General features: G+C 35.8%; 21 protein-coding genes and 1 pseudogene. 5 read left to right on the forward strand and 17 right to left on the reverse strand.

Annotation, left to right across the window (positions count from 1 at the left end; all coding sequences use genetic code 11):
* Positions 1–107 precede the first annotated feature (107 nt).
* A complete protein-coding gene (locus CKW02_RS19630) occupies positions 108–818 on the forward strand; it encodes a GntR family transcriptional regulator (RefSeq protein WP_003215363.1) in 711 nt (236 codons plus the stop codon).
* Between the two features lie 45 nt (positions 819–863).
* Here CKW02_RS19630 and CKW02_RS20665 read toward each other — a convergent pair.
* A pseudogene (locus CKW02_RS20665) lies at positions 864–1,846 on the reverse strand (hypothetical protein).
* A 109-nt stretch (positions 1,847–1,955) separates the two neighbouring features.
* On the reverse strand, positions 1,956–4,139 hold the full coding sequence (locus tag CKW02_RS19640) for an Ig-like domain-containing protein (protein ID WP_003214836.1): 2,184 nt from the start codon (positions 4,137–4,139) through the stop codon (positions 1,956–1,958).
* 240 nt (positions 4,140–4,379) lie between these two features.
* Here CKW02_RS19640 and CKW02_RS19645 point away from each other — a divergent pair, with 240 nt between their 5' ends.
* Positions 4,380–5,276 carry a PhzF family phenazine biosynthesis protein gene (locus tag CKW02_RS19645; RefSeq protein WP_003214751.1) on the forward strand — a complete coding sequence of 299 codons (897 nt, stop codon included), beginning with the start codon at positions 4,380–4,382 and terminating at the stop codon, positions 5,274–5,276.
* Between the two features lie 40 nt (positions 5,277–5,316).
* Here CKW02_RS19645 and CKW02_RS19650 read toward each other — a convergent pair whose 3' ends face one another.
* The 7 genes from CKW02_RS19650 to CKW02_RS19680 all read right to left on the reverse strand — a co-directional run bounded on the left by CKW02_RS19650 (position 5,317) and on the right by CKW02_RS19680 (position 9,463).
* The gene (locus tag CKW02_RS19650) at positions 5,317–6,189 is read right to left on the reverse strand and encodes a LysR family transcriptional regulator (RefSeq protein ID WP_003215392.1); all 873 of its coding nucleotides are present in this window, start codon (positions 6,187–6,189) and stop codon (positions 5,317–5,319) included.
* 8 nt (positions 6,190–6,197) lie between these two features.
* Entirely contained in the window at positions 6,198–6,704 is a 507-nt protein-coding gene (locus CKW02_RS19655; protein WP_003215049.1) for an LURP-one-related/scramblase family protein, read from the reverse strand.
* A gap of 102 nt (positions 6,705–6,806) precedes the next feature.
* The gene (locus CKW02_RS19660) at positions 6,807–7,544 is read right to left on the reverse strand and encodes an ABC transporter permease (RefSeq protein ID WP_003214660.1); all 738 of its coding nucleotides are present in this window, start codon (positions 7,542–7,544) and stop codon (positions 6,807–6,809) included.
* Positions 7,541–8,275, reverse strand: coding sequence for an ABC transporter ATP-binding protein (locus CKW02_RS19665; RefSeq protein WP_003214571.1), 735 nt, complete (start codon positions 8,273–8,275; stop codon positions 7,541–7,543). The genes CKW02_RS19660 and CKW02_RS19665 overlap by 4 nt, the downstream gene beginning before the upstream one ends.
* Positions 8,272–8,709: a helix-turn-helix domain-containing protein gene (locus CKW02_RS19670; RefSeq protein ID WP_034620293.1), complete on the reverse strand. Its 438-nt coding sequence runs from the start codon at positions 8,707–8,709 to the stop codon at positions 8,272–8,274. Before CKW02_RS19670 ends, CKW02_RS19665 begins: the two co-directional genes overlap by 4 nt.
* A gap of 180 nt (positions 8,710–8,889) precedes the next feature.
* Entirely contained in the window at positions 8,890–9,234 is a 345-nt protein-coding gene (locus tag CKW02_RS19675) for a DUF2178 domain-containing protein (RefSeq protein ID WP_095117927.1), read from the reverse strand.
* Positions 9,224–9,463, reverse strand: a complete 240-nt coding sequence (locus tag CKW02_RS19680; RefSeq protein WP_003214675.1) for a helix-turn-helix transcriptional regulator — start codon at positions 9,461–9,463, stop codon at positions 9,224–9,226. Before CKW02_RS19680 ends, CKW02_RS19675 begins: the two co-directional genes overlap by 11 nt.
* A 232-nt stretch (positions 9,464–9,695) precedes the next feature.
* Here CKW02_RS19680 and CKW02_RS20555 point away from each other — a divergent pair, with 232 nt between their 5' ends.
* Positions 9,696–9,857, forward strand: coding sequence for a hypothetical protein (locus CKW02_RS20555; RefSeq protein WP_003214987.1), 162 nt, complete (start codon positions 9,696–9,698; stop codon positions 9,855–9,857).
* 63 nt (positions 9,858–9,920) lie between these two features.
* Here the strand turns inward: CKW02_RS20555 and CKW02_RS19690 are convergent, their stop codons facing one another.
* Positions 9,921–10,769 carry an MBL fold metallo-hydrolase gene (locus tag CKW02_RS19690; protein ID WP_003214873.1) on the reverse strand — a complete coding sequence of 283 codons (849 nt, stop codon included), beginning with the start codon at positions 10,767–10,769 and terminating at the stop codon, positions 9,921–9,923.
* Positions 10,770–10,838: 69 nt separating this feature from the next.
* Positions 10,839–12,668, reverse strand: coding sequence for a hypothetical protein (locus CKW02_RS19695; protein ID WP_003214530.1), 1,830 nt, complete (start codon positions 12,666–12,668; stop codon positions 10,839–10,841).
* Between the two features lie 547 nt (positions 12,669–13,215).
* Here CKW02_RS19695 and CKW02_RS19700 point away from each other — a divergent pair.
* Both CKW02_RS19700 and CKW02_RS19705 read left to right on the forward strand, forming a co-directional pair.
* Positions 13,216–13,761, forward strand: coding sequence for a hypothetical protein (locus CKW02_RS19700; RefSeq protein WP_003215271.1), 546 nt, complete (start codon positions 13,216–13,218; stop codon positions 13,759–13,761).
* Between the two features lie 51 nt (positions 13,762–13,812).
* Positions 13,813–13,971, forward strand: coding sequence for a hypothetical protein (locus CKW02_RS19705; protein ID WP_034620347.1), 159 nt, complete (start codon positions 13,813–13,815; stop codon positions 13,969–13,971).
* A 108-nt stretch (positions 13,972–14,079) separates the two neighbouring features.
* Here CKW02_RS19705 and CKW02_RS19710 read toward each other — a convergent pair whose 3' ends face one another.
* The 6 genes from CKW02_RS19710 to CKW02_RS19735 all read right to left on the reverse strand — a co-directional run bounded on the left by CKW02_RS19710 (position 14,080) and on the right by CKW02_RS19735 (position 19,772).
* A complete protein-coding gene (locus CKW02_RS19710) occupies positions 14,080–15,966 on the reverse strand; it encodes a 3'-5' exonuclease (protein ID WP_003214864.1) in 1,887 nt (628 codons plus the stop codon).
* A 652-nt stretch (positions 15,967–16,618) separates the two neighbouring features.
* Entirely contained in the window at positions 16,619–17,305 is a 687-nt protein-coding gene (locus CKW02_RS19715; protein ID WP_003215419.1) for a hypothetical protein, read from the reverse strand.
* Between the two features lie 3 nt (positions 17,306–17,308).
* A complete protein-coding gene (locus CKW02_RS19720) occupies positions 17,309–17,677 on the reverse strand; it encodes a hypothetical protein (protein ID WP_034620298.1) in 369 nt (122 codons plus the stop codon).
* Positions 17,631–18,575: a ParA family protein gene (locus CKW02_RS19725; RefSeq protein WP_003214806.1), complete on the reverse strand. Its 945-nt coding sequence runs from the start codon at positions 18,573–18,575 to the stop codon at positions 17,631–17,633. Before CKW02_RS19725 ends, CKW02_RS19720 begins: the two co-directional genes overlap by 47 nt.
* Positions 18,576–19,041: 466 nt before the next feature.
* Entirely contained in the window at positions 19,042–19,521 is a 480-nt protein-coding gene (rlmH, locus tag CKW02_RS19730) for a 23S rRNA (pseudouridine(1915)-N(3))-methyltransferase RlmH (protein WP_003214880.1), read from the reverse strand.
* An 80-nt stretch (positions 19,522–19,601) separates the two neighbouring features.
* Complete coding sequence (locus CKW02_RS19735; protein WP_008360116.1) at positions 19,602–19,772, reverse strand: CxxH/CxxC protein; 171 nt, start codon at positions 19,770–19,772, stop codon at positions 19,602–19,604.
* Between the last annotated feature and the right edge of the window lie 38 nt (positions 19,773–19,810).

Genomic DNA, 19,810 nt, shown 5'->3' on the forward strand with positions numbered 1-19,810 from the left:
CCGGTACAATTTATCAATACATATATAATTTTAATCGACATATCAAAGAAAAATCGGTATGTGCTATAATCAAAGAAAATAAATCGTGAAAACAAAGAGGAATGGCTATGTTAAAGTATCAACAAATTGCGAGCGATATTGAAAAATATATTGTCATCCATGAGCTGCAGCAAGGGGACAAGCTTCCTGTACTTGAAACCCTCATGAGCCAATTTGCTGTGAGCAAAAGCACCATTATCAAATCGTTAGACCTACTCGAAAGAAAAGGAATTATCTATCAAGTGAGGGGCAGCGGCATCTTTGTTCGAAGACACAGACGCAAGGGCTACATCAGCCTTTTATCCAACCAAGGGTTTAAAAAAGATTTAGAGGAATTTCAACTGACTTCAGAGGTTTTAATGCTAGACACCATCAAACCGCCTGAAGAAGCAGCGCTTAATTTGAATATTGAACAAGATGAGGATGTTTTTTACCTCAAACGCATCCGTTACATCAATGGACAAACCTTATGTCTAGAAGAATCCTATTACCGAAAAACCATCATTCCCTATCTCAACACAGAAATTGCCGCTGATTCTGTTTTTAAATTCATCAGTGAAGGCCTTGGGCTCAAAGTCGGCTTTTCCGATATGTACTTGCAAGTAGGCAAACTGAATGAAACCGAAGCAAAACACCTCGGCCTCAAACAAGACGATCCCGCTCTCCGCGTCGAGACGGTCTTTCATCTTACAAACGGCCAGCCTTTCGACTTCTCGAAAATCACATATAACTACATGCAATCCCAATTTTTTATTCAGGCGAATAATTATTATGGGTGATGGAAAAGACCCCTCATAGCTGAGGGGTCTTTTAAAGTGGACATATTATTTGTAATAGTTATAGTCATTAAACGTTGCTATCATATCTTCTTGTGTTCCTTTCTTTCCACGATTCGTATTAAAATATAATGTTCCGTCATCAAAATCGACAGCTTCTATTTCAAAAAGAGTAAATGCACTGCTCGTAATTCGGAATGAAAGGTCTTTTCTCGTAAACAATTCTTTTGAAAAATCCTTTGTAGGTGTCTCCTTTTGCTCTTTGATCATTTGATTAATATTTAGCGGATATGTGAGAATAACACTCACATTAGAAGCTCCTCCGTTAGTAGCCGGTTTAGATAAAGGTACATATAATGTTCCTTGGTAGAATGAGATTCCTTGAAGAATGTATTTGGACACATCGACCACTGATTGGTTTACGACAGCTTTTGTATAATTTAATGCAAATGTTGCCTCATATTCAAACTGCCCTTTCTTGTCATTGAAATTCCCAATAAAAAAGCGATTGCCAGACCTTACAATAAACTTATCGGTTCCAACAGAATATGTGATGCCCTAATTGATAAATTCGTCCCTTGGTACTGCAGAACATAGGATTTAGCCACTTTGTACGTATTTTTCTTCGTGTTCACACTTAACTTCACTATCTTTTTTACATACTTTACACCATCGGTCATCGGCGCTACATACAAGCTAACTTGTTCATCACCTTTTTGAGCTTTCACAGCTAGGTCATTCGCATGTCCTAAATCATTGCTAGTACTATTGGTGTCAGAGTTTTTAAGGAGCTTAACAGTTCTTTTGCTAGACGAGGTGTTCATTTTTATCGCGTACAATTGCGTCAGATGGTTTGACGTATTTATTTTTGCAGAATAAATCGTATTATTATTACGATCTACAGCCATCCCTTGCATAGAAGTGTAAAATCCAGAACCAGACATTGCAGAATACGTTGTATACGTGTTGAAGTATCCTGATTGAGCCTGAACAGTAGTAGACCACATACTGCACAAAAAGATGACAGCCATTGAAATGATAATCTTTATTTTTTTCAAAAAATCACGCTCCTATCAATGAAATTTGTATCATTTAGCTATTTAAAAAATCGCCACCCTAAATGAATGGCGATTGAACACTCTACTTTTCAGCCTGAAACTTCTTTACTGTCTTATTACTTTCCGACATGCCTTTCCCAGTGACGGTGAAGTAAAGCTTTCCACCCTTGGCACCTAGTTGTTTAAAAGTGACTTTCACAACCTTGCCTTTAGAAGCCGTTGATTTTCCAATCAGCTTCCCTGATGAATGATAGATTTTGACAACATCTTGTTTCGCTAATTGACTGATCGTGACAACGTCTTTTTTCTTCTTGTTGTTCACGATTTTGATTTGATTGCTTTTTAGCGAAGTAGATGGTTCGCCTTTAAAAGAAATGGCTTGCTTTCCGCTTTCCAGCATCTTATCTCCGCTACGCGTCACATACACTTTGCCGCTCTTAGCCCCTACTTGTTTAACGTACAATTTGATAGAGGAACTGTTCGCTGGTTTTGATGTGGCAAGTAGTTTTCCATTTGTTGAGTAAACTTTGATGACATCTTTTTTCTTGATCTTACTCACTGTAATGACATCTTTTTTATTTTTAAGATTATTGATTTTGACTTGATTGGCTTTTAAAACATTCGATTTTTCACCCTGATAACGAATGGATACTCGATTGCTCTCTTTTAAACCAGGCTCTTTCATACTGATATAAAGTGTTCCATTTGTTTGTCCTAATTGTTTCAAGGAAATCGTCATGTTCGAGCTAGATGCAGTTTGTTGAGCAATTGTTTTTACACCAGAAGCTTGTTTAAAGATTTTAATGACGGATTGTTTTTTGATTCCTTTTATCATCACCGTATCGTTTTTTCCTTTGTTGTTTGTCACTTTCACTTGAGATGATAGAAGTGGAGATGTGACGACTTTTTTAACAGTAACAGCTGGCAGGGCAACCTTTCTCTTTCCACTTTGCAACGTGATGGTCACTTTAGATCCTTCCGTTAATTTCCCTGTTTTTAATTTGAAGTTTTTTCCTGGCGTAATGGCAAACGGTCCATATTTCTTTTTCGTTATGCTTGAGCTGAGTTTCGACATCGCTCTTATTGTGTTATTCGTTGAATCAGTTTGCACCTCTACAACAGCTTGATCACCAAACGTACTAATGCCATTAATGGTATCACTTGAATCATCGATTTCTTCCACAAAAACTTTCTGTACATCTTCCTGAGATTGATCCGTTTCATTTGGGTTATCTGCAATGAACGACTTGACTGTAATTAAGTCACCACCGATTAATTTTGAAACAGGAACATCATAGACGCCATTAGAGTCTGCCTGACCTTCCCCAATGACTCTGCCTTCTCCATCTAAAATATTGATCATACTTTTAGGAGTTGCGGTTCCACCCACTGAAGTTGAAAGCTGAGTAAATGGATCAATAGTTGGGGCCGTTGATCTAAGTCGGAAAGTGGTCTCATGCAAAGCATTATCATAAGAGGGTTCCATCACTTGAAATTCACTTTGATCTAATGCTTTTATTGTGTTTTTGTCCACACTCAATTCAAAGTTGCCATCACCATCTGCAGTAATCGTTTGGATGACTTCACTTGATTTTTGATTTTTAAAGACGATCTTTGCATAAGGAATTCCCGTTTGGCCTTTCACTGATTTAGACCATTTTGTCGTAGGAATAAGTGAGATTTTCTTAGGATTAACAATTTTTTTGTAAACGTCGATATTGCTGCCAGTCGTCATTTTCACTGTTAGAAATGTGCCTGCATTTAGGACAGGTAGCTTTAAATGAATGGCATCATTGAATATGCCTGAAGCAATCACTTTGCCATCTTTCATGACCTCTACTTTTGTGTTCTTCACCGTTTTCCCAGTTAGCTCCTGAGAAGTATCATATATCGGATCTAATGAGGTAAAAGATTCCTTGAAAACATACACTTTGTTTGAAGAAAGCTTTGTCCCATTTTGGTCATACGTATCTAACTCCACCGTTTGGCCTGAACTAATGTTCCAAGAAAACAACTTAAAGTTTCCGTTACTATCTGCTTTTGCGTAGTGCATATATTTAGATTTCCAGTTACTCGGAACACCCCAATCTACGAATGCAACGATTGCGTTTGGCGCTGTTTTACCTGTTAGATAATTATCACCATATTGATAACGATCAATCGTTGTTTTCGTTCCACCCTCTGCGGCACTCACATTTTCCTGTATATTGAAAGTTAACATCATCATACAGAGAATAGAAGCTACTATTTTCAGGACTATTTTCATAAAGTTATCCTCTTTTCCTATTAATGTTTTAATATACAAATATTATACATTTTATCCAAAGTAGGCACAAGAGTTAATATCGTGACTAAAGACTTATCTAATTACTATTTTAATAGATACTGTGAATTTCAAACTCTTACATGAAAACTTCCGATTTAAAGTATCAAAAAGATTCATTTTACGAATGCATTGAACAAACTTATGATAAACGTAACAAGAATGTACAGGAGGATTCATTATATGAGAGATATTAGGGTGTACCACGTCGATGCATTTACAACTGAGAAATTTGGAGGAAATGCTGCTGGGGTCGTGTTGGATGGTGATCTTTTAACGGAGGATGAGATGCAGAATATCGCCAAGGAGTTCAATTTACCGGAATCTGTCTTCTTGCTGCCTGCACATGATAAAGAAGCTGATTATCGGGTCAAATACTTCACACCGACGGAAGAGGTCAATTTCTGCGGGCATGCGACTGTTGGATTGACTTGGCTTTTGGCGACGGAGCTTGGGCTGGCAAAAGAGAATACAGGGGTCGTGTTAGAAACAAAAATTGGCAATGTTCCTGTTGTGTGGCACGAAGAAAATGACAAGGTCGTTGATGTAGAAATGACGCAGGTGACACCGAAGACGCGAGATTTTGTCATCGATTTAGAAGAGCTGAGTGACATGCTTGGTGTCAGCAGTGACCGCATTGATCCATCTTATCCTATCAAATTAGCAAACACCGGAAACTGGCATCTTCTCGTTCCGATGAAGCACCAACAGGACATTGACCAAGCGACACCGAACTTAGCCGCTTTAGGGAAAATGAATAAAGAACAGAATATCACGACGACTCACCTTTATACATTTCATACCACAAAAGAAGTTGATCTTTACACGAGGGATTTTGCACCTGGAATTGGGATACCCGAAGATCCGGTGACAGGGGCAGCAAACGGAGCATTGGCCGGCTATCTTTATTTGGAAGGTATCATTTCTCAGCAAGAAACCACTCTCCTGCATATTGCCCAAGGGAATGCCATCGGCAGACCTGGCATCCTTCGTATCACGGTCATTCCGAATGAATCAAAGCCTGTGATCAAAGTGGCAGGCGCGGCGGTTATCACTATTCGCGGCGTGTTGACTTTATAAACCATCAGCTTGAATGGGAGACATCTCGTTCAAGCTGATTTTACTTGAAATGATCTTTGACGACTTCGATCCATCTTTTAGCCGATGGTGATGCTGCTTTGAATGATTTGAACGCCAAGTTGATCTCACGATATACGCTTGTCTCAAGTGGAATGACTTTCGTATGAGACATCTGCGGCGCCAAAATTAATGTCGGAATGATGGTCATTCCGAGCCCTTCTTGAACCATAGAAATGAGCGTATTATTGTCTCCAATTTCAAACAAAACATGAGGCTTCACGCCTCTTTCTTTTAATAATTTCTTAATGAGCAGGTCACAACCCGCCTTTGGCATAATGAATGATTCATCATGTAACGAGTCAACTTCTATCACTTTCTTCGTATTGAAGCGATGCTCCTCTTGCATGAGCACCACCAATTCATCTTGAAAAAGCGGAACGGTTTCAAATTCTCTCGATGGCTGCGTTAAAAAACCAACATCAACCGTGCCAGACGCAATCCAATCCTCAATCTCCTCATAACCACCTTCATATAACTCTACCTGGATATTGGGATACCCTTTGGTAAAACGGTGAATCAGCTGCGGAAGCATTTTTGAAGAAAAACTAGAGAACGTTCCGATCTTGATACTCCCCACTTCCATCCCTTGAATCAACGCCGCCTCCTGTTCAAGCAATGACGCATGATGAATGATTTGCCGAATATGCGGCATCACCCGCTCACCTGCGTCCGTTAACGCCAGCCCGTTTCGATTCCGCCGAAGCAGCACAATCCCCAATTCCGACTCAAGCTTCGCAATATTATGACTGACTCCAGACTGCGTTAGTCCAAGCTTCTCCCCGGCTTTTGTAAAACTGCCGCACTCGACGACTGTTAGAAATACTTTGTATTGGAATGTGATCAGTTTGGTCACCTCACTTATTAATTCGTCGTTGTCGACGACGAAGACCTAGACGCTGCTTCATCAGCCTTCACACAATCAATCGCAACAACGAGCGCAATCATCACAGGCTCCATTTCTTCTTTCAAAATATCAACCTTATAACTATCTCCCCATGTAAACCATTCCTTCTTCACCTGGCCGATCACTTCGCCGCTTTGCAACACTTGGAAATTCATATCCCACCAGTTACCCTGCACTTCTACACCCGCAGCATCAATTGAATATTTTGCTTTAAAGAACGTAAACTCTTTTTTGATCGTCAATACCTCTTGACCACCAACTTCTACTAAAAACTTCGGTAAAAAGCTAAACATTTTCTTCGTAATCACAGCGATTTCATCTCGTTCTGTATTCAAAATGGTAAACGTCTTCGGCACCTTCATAAAGCTGCCCTCGACCACATACACATCATTCTCCTGCTGATCTTTTACCGTAAATCTGCCGCTCAGACTAAATACTTTCTGCTTCATGTAAAGCTGCTTCATAAGTACCTCCCTCTACTCAAATGACAACTTCATTAAAGTTTATCATACAGAAAAAGGCCCAGATAACCCAGCTGTAAATTTCTTCACAAAAACTGTATCAAACTAAGCGTTTTCCCCATTCATTTTCTTTTTAAAAGCAAAAATGGAGATAGCTACTATCACAACCATATATCCAATCACCCACCAGAGATGCAGTGAAATTGATGCATAGTCTCCAGAAATGGCAGCTCTGCTAGCGTCTACTGCATGAGCAAATGGAAGTGCGTATGCAATATCTTTGAACCAGCCTCCTACTAAATTCAAATCAAACCATGTACCACTTAACCATGCGCTAATATTAGTCAATAGTGCACCACAAATACCACCAACCTGTTTGTCGTTAAATATACTTCCTACTAAGAGTCCTATTCCGATAAACAGTAAAGATGTTGGTAGAAGGACAAGAATTGATAGCAACACATTGGCACTCAAAGGTAATTCTAAGAAGAGTGCTGCGATAAAGCCAATGATAACTTGAACAATTGCTATGGGTATGAGCGGGACAATATACCCTACAATGTAGTCTGAGGCAGAAAGAGGTGTAGTAAACAATCGCATCAAAAATGAGGTGCTCCGATCTTTAGCTATTAACATTCCAGAGAATAGTGAGATAAAAGAAAGGCCGAAAACAGCTATGCCAGGAATAAGCTGATCAATGGCAAATATATCAGTTGGAACATTCGCTTGAATAACATGAAGCAAAAATAAGATAACTAACGGGAAGCCTATACCAAATGCTAAATTTAAAGGATCTCTCAAAATCTCTTTACGATTACGTGCAGCAAAGGCTAGTGACTTCATCTGGTGACCTCCTCATTGGTAGCTAATGAAATAAAGGCATCCTCAAGTGATTTGGTGTTGGTACTTTCCATCAATTCAGCTGCTGTGCCAACTGCCTTTAATTTTCCTTTCGCCATCGTCACTATTCTATCCGAAAGGGCTGCTGCTTCCTCCATATAATGTGTCGTGAGAATGATGGTCATGCTCCCCTTTAATTTCTCAATAGCACTCCATAGCTCACGCCTTGCGATGACATCGAGACCGAGAGTAGGTTCATCAAGGAAAAGGATTTGGGGGTCTGTAATGAGTGCCATTGCAATACTAAGTCTTCTTTGCATTCCTCCGGATAAGGTTTTAGCCTTCTTTTTTGATACCTCAGTCAAACGAAACGTACGAAGCATTTCCTCCACTTTGATATCCACCGTTTTCTTGTGGAACCCGTATATTTGAGCGATTAATTCAAGATTCTCTTTTACGGATAAATTAGGAGCTACTTCCGTTTCCTGTGGTGAAACATTAATCTGTTCTTTTACTGCGTAGGGATTAGAAACAATACTGTTACCAAGGATCGTTGCATCGCCGGTAGTAGGGATACTAAGACAGGTCAACATCTTGATCGTTGTCGTTTTACCTGCACCATTCACTCCAAGTAAAGTAAAAAGCTCGCCTTGTTCAATTGAAAGATTAAGAGAATCGACTGCAATCTTTTCTTCGAATTTCTTTGTTAGATTCTTTGTTTGAATAGCAATCATTCCTCATCCTCCTGACCTTCTTGTGCCTTATATATCTCGTCAGCAAACTGCAGGAAGTCCTCATTTCTTACAATGGCAATTCCTTGAGCTTCATCGCCCAACATCAACAAGCTGTCTCCAGGACAGATGTTGAATATCTCCCTCGCTTTTTTAGGAATGACAATTTGCCCTCGTTCGCCAACCTTTACAAGTCCAAATATGTGTTTTCCTTTTGGTTTCACCCCTGCCACTTCTGTACCATCCAAATTATTCACGAGATCATCCAAAGCAACGCCATATAATTCAGCCAAAGCCTTACAATTGTTGATATCCGGCACAGTTTCTCCCGATTCCCATTTCGCAACAGCTTGCCTTGAAACACCAATTTTCTCAGCCACTTCTTCTTGTGTAAACCTGTGTATTTTTCGCATTTTTTTCAAATTCATATTGATCATGTTTTTCACACCCTTCAATACCATTATATAAGACTTATTCCAATCATCTACCAACTGAACATGACATCAGAAGTTATCTTCAAATTACATTTGGTTAAATGCCTAAGTTTAATTAAAAAGTCCCCTCGAACTTAGTGGAGGGGACTTTTTGTGAATTCAGCTTAAAGCGATTTGATATCTTCAGCTAAAATCTTTCTTATATCGAACGGCTAGATAGATTCCTGAAGCGAGAGTTGCAAGAGCATATTTAAATAAAAAGAAGATTTGCCACATATATTCTTTTGGGAAAATCACATCGCACAAAATGACTCCGAATAACATACAGAGACAGCCTTTTAAAGAGATTTGGTTTGTTCTCTCATCAGCCTTCCCCATTTGCTTAAGAAATACGACTGTCAGAATCAATCCGACTAAAAGCAATACAAATCCGATACCAAGAAGCAGATTCCAATTACCAGCTGAGGCTTCCACCCAGGTTTTTAAAGGATAAAAGATACTATTTGTGAGATCTCCCTTATTTTTCATTCTTCTCATTTCCTTTCACATAAGTAAAAATATCGTTAACATCCACTTTGAAGAAATTCGCAATACGAAAGGCTAACAATAAGGTAGGAACATAATTTCCTTTTTCCATTACGAAAATGGTTTGTTTAGAAACACCGACTTTCTCAGCAAGCTCTTGCTGAGACATTCTGGCTAGCACTCGGTATTCATAGACCTTATTAGATATTGAATCACCAAAATCTCCCTTCATTTCCATCACCTCTTAAAAAATCATAAACTAATCGTTTATAAAAGTAAAGTAAACTTATATAAAATAATAATATACTTTTCAAAAAGGGATTTCTTTAAGGATAATTTCTTGATCTTTAGACAAACACATTTGTGTTACAATCGGGTTCAGTAGAAGGAATAGGCCTTTTTTTGATTGGGCGGTTCACTATCCTGAACATTTAACAGCAGTCAAAGATGATACAGAAAAGAAAATGGTTTTTCTAGAACAAACCGTTGAATTTAAAGGAATTATCCGTATTGATGAGAATAATGAACTGCAAATGAAGCCGACTTGGGATTGTGTCATTATTATTAATGCAAAAAACATGTCCGACACAGTTTGTGATGCAGAAGATGTTGTAGGTTTGCCGTAGAAATTAAAAAAAGTCTCGTTTGAGGGAAATCACTCAAATGAGACTTTTTTATTTAGTTAGTATTTAATAACCATTTACAAAGTAAGCAATGGTTTCTACTTCATCTTCTTTCAGTTCTCTGTTCAAATGTGCTTGATATTCACTCACGATTCTCTGCCGATCTCCACCATAAAGATCAGTGTATTTCGCAATCATCCGAAGCTTGTCCGCTTCCTGACGAAACTCCTCTTTTGTCCACGGTCTTTGGTGTGAAGGAATATACGTATCGGCATCAAAAGCTTCTAACTCATCTAAAAGACGCATTATTTCTTTCAACGTATAATGTACTTTTTCGGCATACATTTTCGGATAAATGCAATCCCCAAGGAATAGAATTTTCTCTTCTTTCACATACACGATCACTGAATCCGCGGCATGATCGCCTCCAACATGTTGCACAACACAAGTGACCCCGCCAAGATCAATTTCCATCCGATGGTCAAACGTGACATCCGGTAAAACTACTTTAATATCTCGATGATCCTGATATTCTTCCTTAATGGCCTTCGCACAGAACTCAATCTCAGTTCCTTCCCTCACCCGCTCATCAATCGCCTCATCTGACCAAGAAAACGGAAGAATCTTCTCCATTTCCATTCTGGTTTTTGCTGAAGCAATTGAAACCGTATCAGGCAGCGCAGGCAGACCAAAAATATGATCCCAATGCCAATGCGTGAGGACAACCATATCGGGCTTGGCGTTCTCGTGCTTTAAAGTTTTTTGAATGAAATAGTTCGCATGATCTTTTGAGTTACCAGCATCGATCATTAATGTTTTGTTATTGCCTACAACCATGCCTAGGATGGGACGGTCGGTTCGTGATACGGGTGAGATGTAGGAGGAGGTTTGGCCTATTTTTTTGATTGTGTGCATGGTGTGCCTGCTTTCTAATATTTTTAAGTTTTATCCCCGTTGAATTGTTATGCGCTACTTAATCAAATATTATTTCTTTAACAAATGTTTGGCTAACTTTCGATCTTCTTTATCATCCGTCTTAATGGAAATATGTTCAATCAATTCCCTTGTGGCCGCTTGCTGCGAATACGAAGGAGACCATTCTTTTAATACACTTAAAGCATGATACTGTAAATTTCCATCATCTGATCTAAGTGCAGCTTGAATCAATGACAATCCTACACCTTCGTGTTCATATAAATCTTGCACAATATATTGTAGACAAGCCACTTCATCATCGGAGAGGTTTAATAACGATAAATGTGTTTCTGCAAATGTGCAAAGCTCTCTAATATGCTGGTGATGATTTGTGTCCATCACAGCAAAGTAAATTTCACTATTTGCCGGATCTTTCTCAAGTAAAGCAAATAGATGCTCAATCACATCTAAACGATAAAAGAGAGCGATTTTAAGTGCTTGAGAGCTAAAACACTGTTGTAACGTATCGATTGCAAGCTTTGGCCATCTATTGTCATTGATAAACGGTTGAACCGCTTTCTGGATAGCCTTATAATCGTCCTGTGTCCATGAGTCATTCAATCGGTCTTCCCAAATCTCTTGATCATCATTTAAAAACTCATTTATTTTCAATATTGGATAAAAGTCCTCAATTGCTTGGCAGTGCTTATGAGCATGGTGAATAAAACGGCAAAGAACTGAGCTTGCATTTGGATACTCTTCAATACCGTAGATAGAAACCTCATCTTCTAGTAGTGCTTGAATGATGAGACTCGCTCCATTATATAATTCTTTGGAAATTTCATCTTCGGATAAAGCTGTTTCCAGATCACCTTTAAGAACGCAAGTATAGGCTAAGTATTCATTCATTATTGTATTTTCGCAGCCCTTTGTTAGTAACCAACGTTTTATTTCTGGCGTCGAGGCTTCCAATTGCTCAACAGCCGAAATTTTCCCCCATCCATTAACGGACTTTGCAAGACGCCAAACTTGTTCGTTTCCTTGAAATGTGCCATTCTTCAATGCAAACACGACATAAGAAGTAAATTCTTCGTGCATACCTATTGTGAATAAGAGCTCTTTGTATTTTTCGCAGTTCGTACATCCCAGTATCATAACTGCAAATTTGACTACCTCCCGATGTTCTGCATGTTCAAGAAGCCATAACGCTTCTTGCTGTACAAGAGACTCATCCCATTGTGTTTGCTGAAATCGGTTAATTAACTCACTGCTGCGACTCGCAATATTGTTAGAAATGATTTTTTCATATGTTTTCTTTCTTGTTTCATTTGTAGGATGATTTAGTTGTTTTTCAAAAAGCTTCAATAATTTCTTCACATAAAAAGGAGCAGGTCGTTCATCTACATAATAATCAGATAAACCGGGAGCCAATCGTGGTTCATTTTCGTCAAATAAATAATCTTCATCGGGTAAACGATCATCTACTATTTTATGATATGTTTGAATTTGTTGTTGAATAAAGGGGACGATTTTCTCTTTATGATCCCATGGTAGAAATTCTATCTTCATTGAATCATCTAGAACCGTTTCATGATCTACCTTCACCATACAACGAAATCGTACATACCCGCCAAGTTTAACGGACACCTTGTGTTGCGTACCATCTTGAAGTTCCAATATCCCTGACAATTTTGAATATGGAATTATATGAGACAATACACTTTTCCGTTGCTTTTTATCAACTGTCATACCATCAATGATAAGTTGTTCTTCTTTTAATTGATTTATAATTTCTATAGAATGCCCTTTATATTTAATTTTCCATGTTTTATTTATTTCTTTTTCTACGTCTTTTATTACGTTACGTATTTCACGTTTAAAGTCAGCTTTAAAGCTCATGGAATTCTCCTTAAAGTAATTTATGGCTAAGATTATGATCAGTGAATGTTGTTATTACTATGTTTTTAATATTTGCTTTCATTTTATATAATACGATATTTAATAAAGAAAATCTTTAAATAATAAACTTATAAAAAATAAATTTCCCTTACCTTTCCTAGTTATTATTCTGAATAAAAATAAGCTTTTAATTTATGATATAACTCATTGACATACTACCAATCAATTATCAATTCAAGAATCGCTTAAATATCTATTTAAAGATTTTTGAACCCTGAATAGGTTAATATTTTTATTTTAAGTTTTTACTGGCGACATCTTTAAATGCCAAAGCAGCGCTTACTATTTGTCCTACGATAAAAGTAATCACAACTGATTTATCAGATCGAAACCTCTAAATATAAAAATACAGATGCAACTTAAAAAATAAGAAAAAAGTCATTATTAAATTTCATTTAAAACATTATTATTTACTTATTTTATCTTTTCATCATTTAACAGCGTGTATAGCTATGTTAGTATGGCATCCAAAGGAGGATGATAAGTGATGAATATTAAATTAAAAAGCACCCTAATCAAATTGGCAGCCTCGCTATTTCTGATGAGCGCCGTAGCTCTCCCTATTTCACCTAAAGATGCAAATGCCACAAAGTCACAAGCCACATATAAAGTGGAGAACCTTAATGATAGTGAATTAAAGATGACGTTCGATCATGCTGATGTTCATATCGATTCTAAAGGAAATGCGATATTGGAAGATCAAATAACGAATGAAAAACAAGTTCTCCCTAAAACATCGACCGATAAAAACGATCATCCTGTTACTTTGCATTACGAAAAAATTAAAAATGGGATTTTGATTAAAGTTGTGAGTGAAAAAACGAGCGGAAAAATCAGTACTCAATCTGTTGGAAAATGTATTCTAGGTACTAGTGGTGGGGCAGTAACCGGAGGTGGTACACTTGGTCTTGCTGGTGCTGCTGTAGGAACTGTCACGATACCTGGTATCGGAACTGTAGGCGCTGGTGCAGTTGGTGCAATCACAGGTACTGTTGGTGGAGCAATGACAGGAGCTGCTGCATCTTGTTTTTAATGAAGTGCAAAAAGGGTACTCTCTTTTTATCCTAAAGGGAAGGTGATCATGGTGTATAAAATCATCATTCCATCTATACTAATCATTTTTTTTCTCTGGATTCTATTACAGATTTCACTAGAGATGAGCATATTTAAGAATCCAATGAATTATTTTATCTTATTCATTCTTTTCTTTCTTATTATTAAGCTGGTAAAAGAGAAACAATAGGAACTTATGGGATGTGCTAGAGGAGATGAATAAATTCATCTCCTCATATTTAAAAACTCCTAGACACACCACTTCAATAAACGAAAATCTCTTAATAAGCTTCGAATTTTATTTATAGTCTAATATCGGCTCTTTACCCTTTACATCTTCAAAATACTTAGTAAACGATGAAACACCTGAATAAGATATTGATAAATACTCTTTAGCACGAGTCATTCCTATATACATTAAAGACACTTCTTTTTCTTGATCCTCTTCATACTTTAATGGCATTAAATCAGCTTTCACAATAAAAACTGAGTGGAAGTCGAGACCTTTACTACTATCGAGGGAACAAATTTTGACTGTCTCTTCCTCTGGATTGAACTTATGTTTGGTTGCACCATTTTCAGTTATCCAATTGTAAGGAATATTCTTTGTTTGAAATGCCGATTGAATCGCGGATATATAATGACTATTATGCCCCTTTATACGATATAAAATGGCCATTTCAGAGTAAGGTATGTTCTTTTCAAAATGTTGATCCACTATCTGTTTAGTAATTTCCTCTATTTCTTCATTAAAGGTTTTACATCTTAAAAGATCTACCTCTGGTCCTTTACGTTTCGTCTTTTTTGGAGGGATGATTTCGATTGTCTCTGTCTGTTCTTGTTTTAATTTAAGATCTAAAGCTCTATGGCTATCGTAAAATTTCCATCCAAAATCCACAATTTGTGACGTATTACGATAATTTATATTTAAGATTCTAGACCTACCTCTAAAATCAAGCCCCGTATCTTTCACATAGCTTCTATTTTTCCGATAGATATCTTGCGCTCTATCTTCTACTAAAAGTAAAGATTGCGTCTCTTGATCTAAGCATAAACTGATGAGATGCAGCCAGCTCCCTTCAAAGTCCTGCCCTTCGTCAATTAAAATGGCATCATACTTTACAGGAGTTAAAGCATCATTTTCTATCTTTTCAATGTAATCATCTATCTCAAGTTCTGAAATACCATGCTCTTTTTTAATCCAGTGATGAAAATTTAATATTTGTATATTATTTAAATTTGGTGTCTTTCTATGATCGGATGTCAGAAAATCATCTGGTTCTGTAAATTTAGAATGAATCATTTGTTTAATATTTTGTTTCAAAGCTACATTGTAACAGAGTATTAATATCTTCCAATTCGGAAGTTGTTCAGCTAACATTTTTGCTCGAGTCGCTAAGATTAAGGTTTTACCGCTTCCTGCTACTCCTCTAATTAGCCGATGTTTATCACCAATCTGTTTAGCCAAGTTTTCTTGATGCAGATCCATCGTTTTAATGTTGCGAAAAGATAATAACAGTTTTTCTTGGTATGGGACTGGTTCAACATCTGCTCCAACGCGTATTTCTTTGTATAGATGATAACGAATCCTTTCTAATTCGTCAGATGATAATGGCGTATTTAACTTGAAAGGCACATGAAACATATCAAACAATTTTTCTATTAAGATCTCAGGATCAAAATGGTCATTATCCGGATCAATCTGATCACGCGATAAAATAAAATGTGGATTAATAACCTCATATACTTTATTTTTTAAAAGTTGTTCTTCATGAAGCCTAGTGAAGACGACACCATAACCATAAGGAAACTTTAATTTAAACTGATATTTCCCTTCTGTATTGATTAAATCAATGTCTTTCTCAAGCATATCTTTTATTTTAAAAGCATACTCTCTTGATTGAACTAGGGGACTCTTCACTCTATGTAAATCACCAGAAGAATTTAAAATGCCCCAGGTATTATCGTTTAGCTCTCTTATTGTATTTTTGGTGTAATCTTTTACTTCCAAAACTAATACTCCTAAATCAGGACCAATTATCACAAAGTCTGGTCTAAATCCATTGATATTAGGCTCATAATGAACAATATAATCATCGGGTAGATATTCCTTTAATGTTCGAAATAAAATTCGTTCTCCTGCAGTAGCAGTACTTTTAATACTTTCTGGTAATGTAATTGCCATTCATACTACAACCCTCTATTATCCTTATAATCCATATATCGGATTAATATGGATTGTTTTAACTTCGCATATTACATTAATAGGATTATTTAAGAAATGAACGTTAAGATGTTTGTTAGAAAGATATATGAAAAATCAAAAAGCTCTTAAATTAATAATTTAAGAGCTTTTTGTATCTGTATATACTTTTAATGACTTTTATTTTTATTGAATTTGTGAATGATCGCTTTATATACAATATACACCAGATACATTACATAGCCTAAAACAAATGTAATTACTAAATCTTTAAATGCCAAGCTTGTCCCTTTTTGTGTAATGATACTCCATATTAGGGGTAGTATTTCTACAGTGAATGCCAATGCAGCTCCTAATATTGAAGGTAATACGATAAAAGTAATAACAAATGATTGAATTATCCTCTTCTCCTTTAAGAATTTTTACAATTAATTTCTATTAACCGCCCAATTACTTTGATTTGAATTTGGTCTATTTATTTTAAGGCTCGCCTTGATATATGAAATTCAGGCTTTGTTATCCCAAATTATATTTAATTATTTAAAAAGGATTGAATAAAATAGAATTTTACATATCAATCAAGAGTTTATTCTGTTATCTAATAGTACCTTCGAGAATAACTCATCTTTATAAATTAAACGGTAATGCCTTCTCCTTTTAGAACATCTTTAAAATGATTTTGTATGTTTTCTTTAAGTATTATGGTCGATGCTAAATCTAAATTGTTATCTTTAATTATTATTTCAAAGATATTTTTTATATAAATCAAATTTAAATTTTCAACAATTTTAATAACATATTTAATTAAATCAGTATCTAATTTAGTGAGTTGCGTAAAATTCAATAAATCACTTTGAGTACTATAGGTATGATGAATTAACTTAGAATAATCAGTGTATAGCGTATCTAATATTTCTTTTTCTTTTACATCAAATTTTTCAAGACGTTCAGACATTTTTTGGCGATCATGTTTTCTAATTGAAGATTCGACTAAATGTGGATGATGACTCCCATAAATTATTCTATAAAGTTTTTCAATCAATAACCTAACAAGTGCATCTATTAAATATTTATCATTTAAAGGTATTAGCAGTAATGTTCTGCTTAAATATACTCTGTATTCCTTTAATAAGTTGATAAAATTACTCGTTAAATATCCCTGTTTATCAAAAAAAAATGAAATCGTAACAAAAACATCATTTACTGATAAAAATAGTGTTTCAAGATTTTCTTTATCTTCATCTTGGAGCCTATCTAAATAGCTAGGGTGGTTTTTTTCTAGAAATTCTATATATGCCTTAAACTTTAATTGATTTTGCAATCATTATCCCCTATTTCTTGAATATTTATTTATGAACTTAGTAGTTTCTGAAAAGTCTACCAATTGTTTTTCTTCTATAAGTTTCAATACAAATCTTTTAAAAATTGATATATTAAAATTAATGTCTTCAATTTTATTTCTATCAATTTCTCTTATAACTTTAGCTACAAGCGCTGTTCTATTAGAAAATAAATATTCTCCTATTGTATTTTCAAATTTTAATAGATCTAACAGTTCTTTAATATCTTTGTTATATTGAAAGATTTCTTTAGATAGAAGCACTGGTATAAGAACAGAATAAAATTCCATTTTAACATGATCTATATCAGAGTTTGACTCCAGTAATCGAATCCTTCTCCACAGGATCTTCATTATTCATCTCCTCAATTCTATCCATCAATTCATTACAAATATTATTGATAGTATCATCTAAAGCTTTATCTTGCCTGTCAACAATACTTTTTTCAAAAGGAGCTGTCGCCAGTTTATTTGATTCTCCAAAAAAACTTTTAAAAATATGTATTTTATTTTCCATAACTATGTCTGAATCTTTTAAACCTTCTATATAATCTGCTTGTCTTGGTTTCCTAGTTAGATTTACTCCTGTCCATATTACACCTAAGTTTCTAGGTTGTCTTTCTTTAAACACTCCATTTCTCTGAGCTTTAACTATATCTTTAACTACTTTTTCTAATAAGTCTACACCTAAAACAGAATACGCATCTGGCACAGCTGGTACAAAATAATAGTCACTAGCATAGAAAGACATCTCCGTATAAACAGAATATGTTGGAGGACAATCTAAAAATATAAAATCATACTCTCCACGTAAATCTTCTTCTAAAATATAATCCATTAACTTATTAGGTGTACTAGGGTTATTCTGTCTTTGAATAAAAATTGTTTCTAACTCACCTGGCATTAGATCCAAGTTATTTGTTAAATTTAGAATAACTCGCTTTCTATCTGCTCCAACCATATCTTCTTTAAAGATATTATCCACAGAACATTTATATTCTAAAACTTTTTCTCCGGCTTCATTTTCAGTATAGAACTTAGTATCTTTTGAATATTTTTCTAACAATGATTGTGTTAAATTAGCTTGTGGGTCAACATCAATTAACAAAACCCTAATAGGAACTTCAGTACCATCTTCTGCTTCTTTCTTAAAATATGTAGATATATACAAAGCTATTTCTCTACAAAGAGTGGTTTTACCTACACCACCTTTCATATTAATTAAAGAAATTACCTTTCCTTTCACGCCCATAGTAATAACCTCCTAGAAATTTAAAATACTTATACTTTTTTCTGCATTATATGCCAAAATCCCTTTTATTTTTTCATCTTAGTATGCCTCTTCTCTTCCAATCTTATATTCTTTACTATACTAATAGTTTTTTCATTCTCACTTACCATTAATAAATCATTCGCCTACTTCTTTACCTTTTCATTAATTGCTTCCATGAAACCTCGTTTATTTGCTACTTTAAGCACTGCTTTAATACATATAATTATTATTATTTCCCTTTCAAATTACTCAAATAAATACTGGTAAAGTATGATTGAGTTTCTCTTAATAACAATAATACTCATGTCCACTTTCAACAGTCATTTGCTTAGGAAGGTTCTAGACCTACAATTGTAAATCTATAAAAAAATATAGAATATCAGTTTACTGTTCCTTGCTTTATTAAATATATCCCATCAGTTTTATTCTTCCTTAAAAATCCCATTTACTTATGATAAGGCTCCCCCCGCACAATCCGAAACGCCCGATAAATCTGCTCTACCAACACCAGCCTCATCAACTGATGCGGAAACGTCATCCTCGAAAACGATAGTTTCTCATTCGCACGCTGCATCACAGCATCACTCAACCCAAGGGATCCGCCTATGACAAAACATACCTTGCTTTTTCCGTATGTTGCCAGCTTATCTATTGTATCGGCTAATTCTTCGGAACTTTTCATTTTTCCTTCGATGGCGAGGGCGATGACGTGGGCGTCTGGGTTGATTTTGCTTAGGATGCGTTCGCCTTCTTTGTCTTTGATGATTTTCATGTCTTGATCACTGAGATTCTCGGGTGCTTTTTCGTCCGCGAGCTCAATGATCTCGATTTTTGCGTAAGCCTGTAATCGTTTTGTGTATTCGGCTATGCCTTGCTTTAAATATTTCTCTTTTAATTTTCCTACTGTGATAATTGATATATTCACAGGTCATCCCCACCTTAAGAACAAGTTATTCATATAAGTTATCAACAATTGTGGATAAAATTTGTGTATTTTGTGTCCGATCATTCGTTCCCCACTATATATATTGCAGGTTCATCGCACAATTCACAGGTTGTGGATAAACTGTGTGTATGTTCGATTTTTCTGAATTCTGGCGGCGTTTCGTGATCATCTATGTACATGTCTAGTACGGTTTCTATGTGTTCTGCGCAAGCATAAAGTGATTTGTTCATAAGTTTCTGATTCCTCCAATATGTTGTCTCGTTATTCA

The organism is Bacillus pumilus (genome assembly GCF_900186955.1).
In the GTDB taxonomy this organism is placed as follows: domain Bacteria; phylum Bacillota; class Bacilli; order Bacillales; family Bacillaceae; genus Bacillus; species Bacillus pumilus.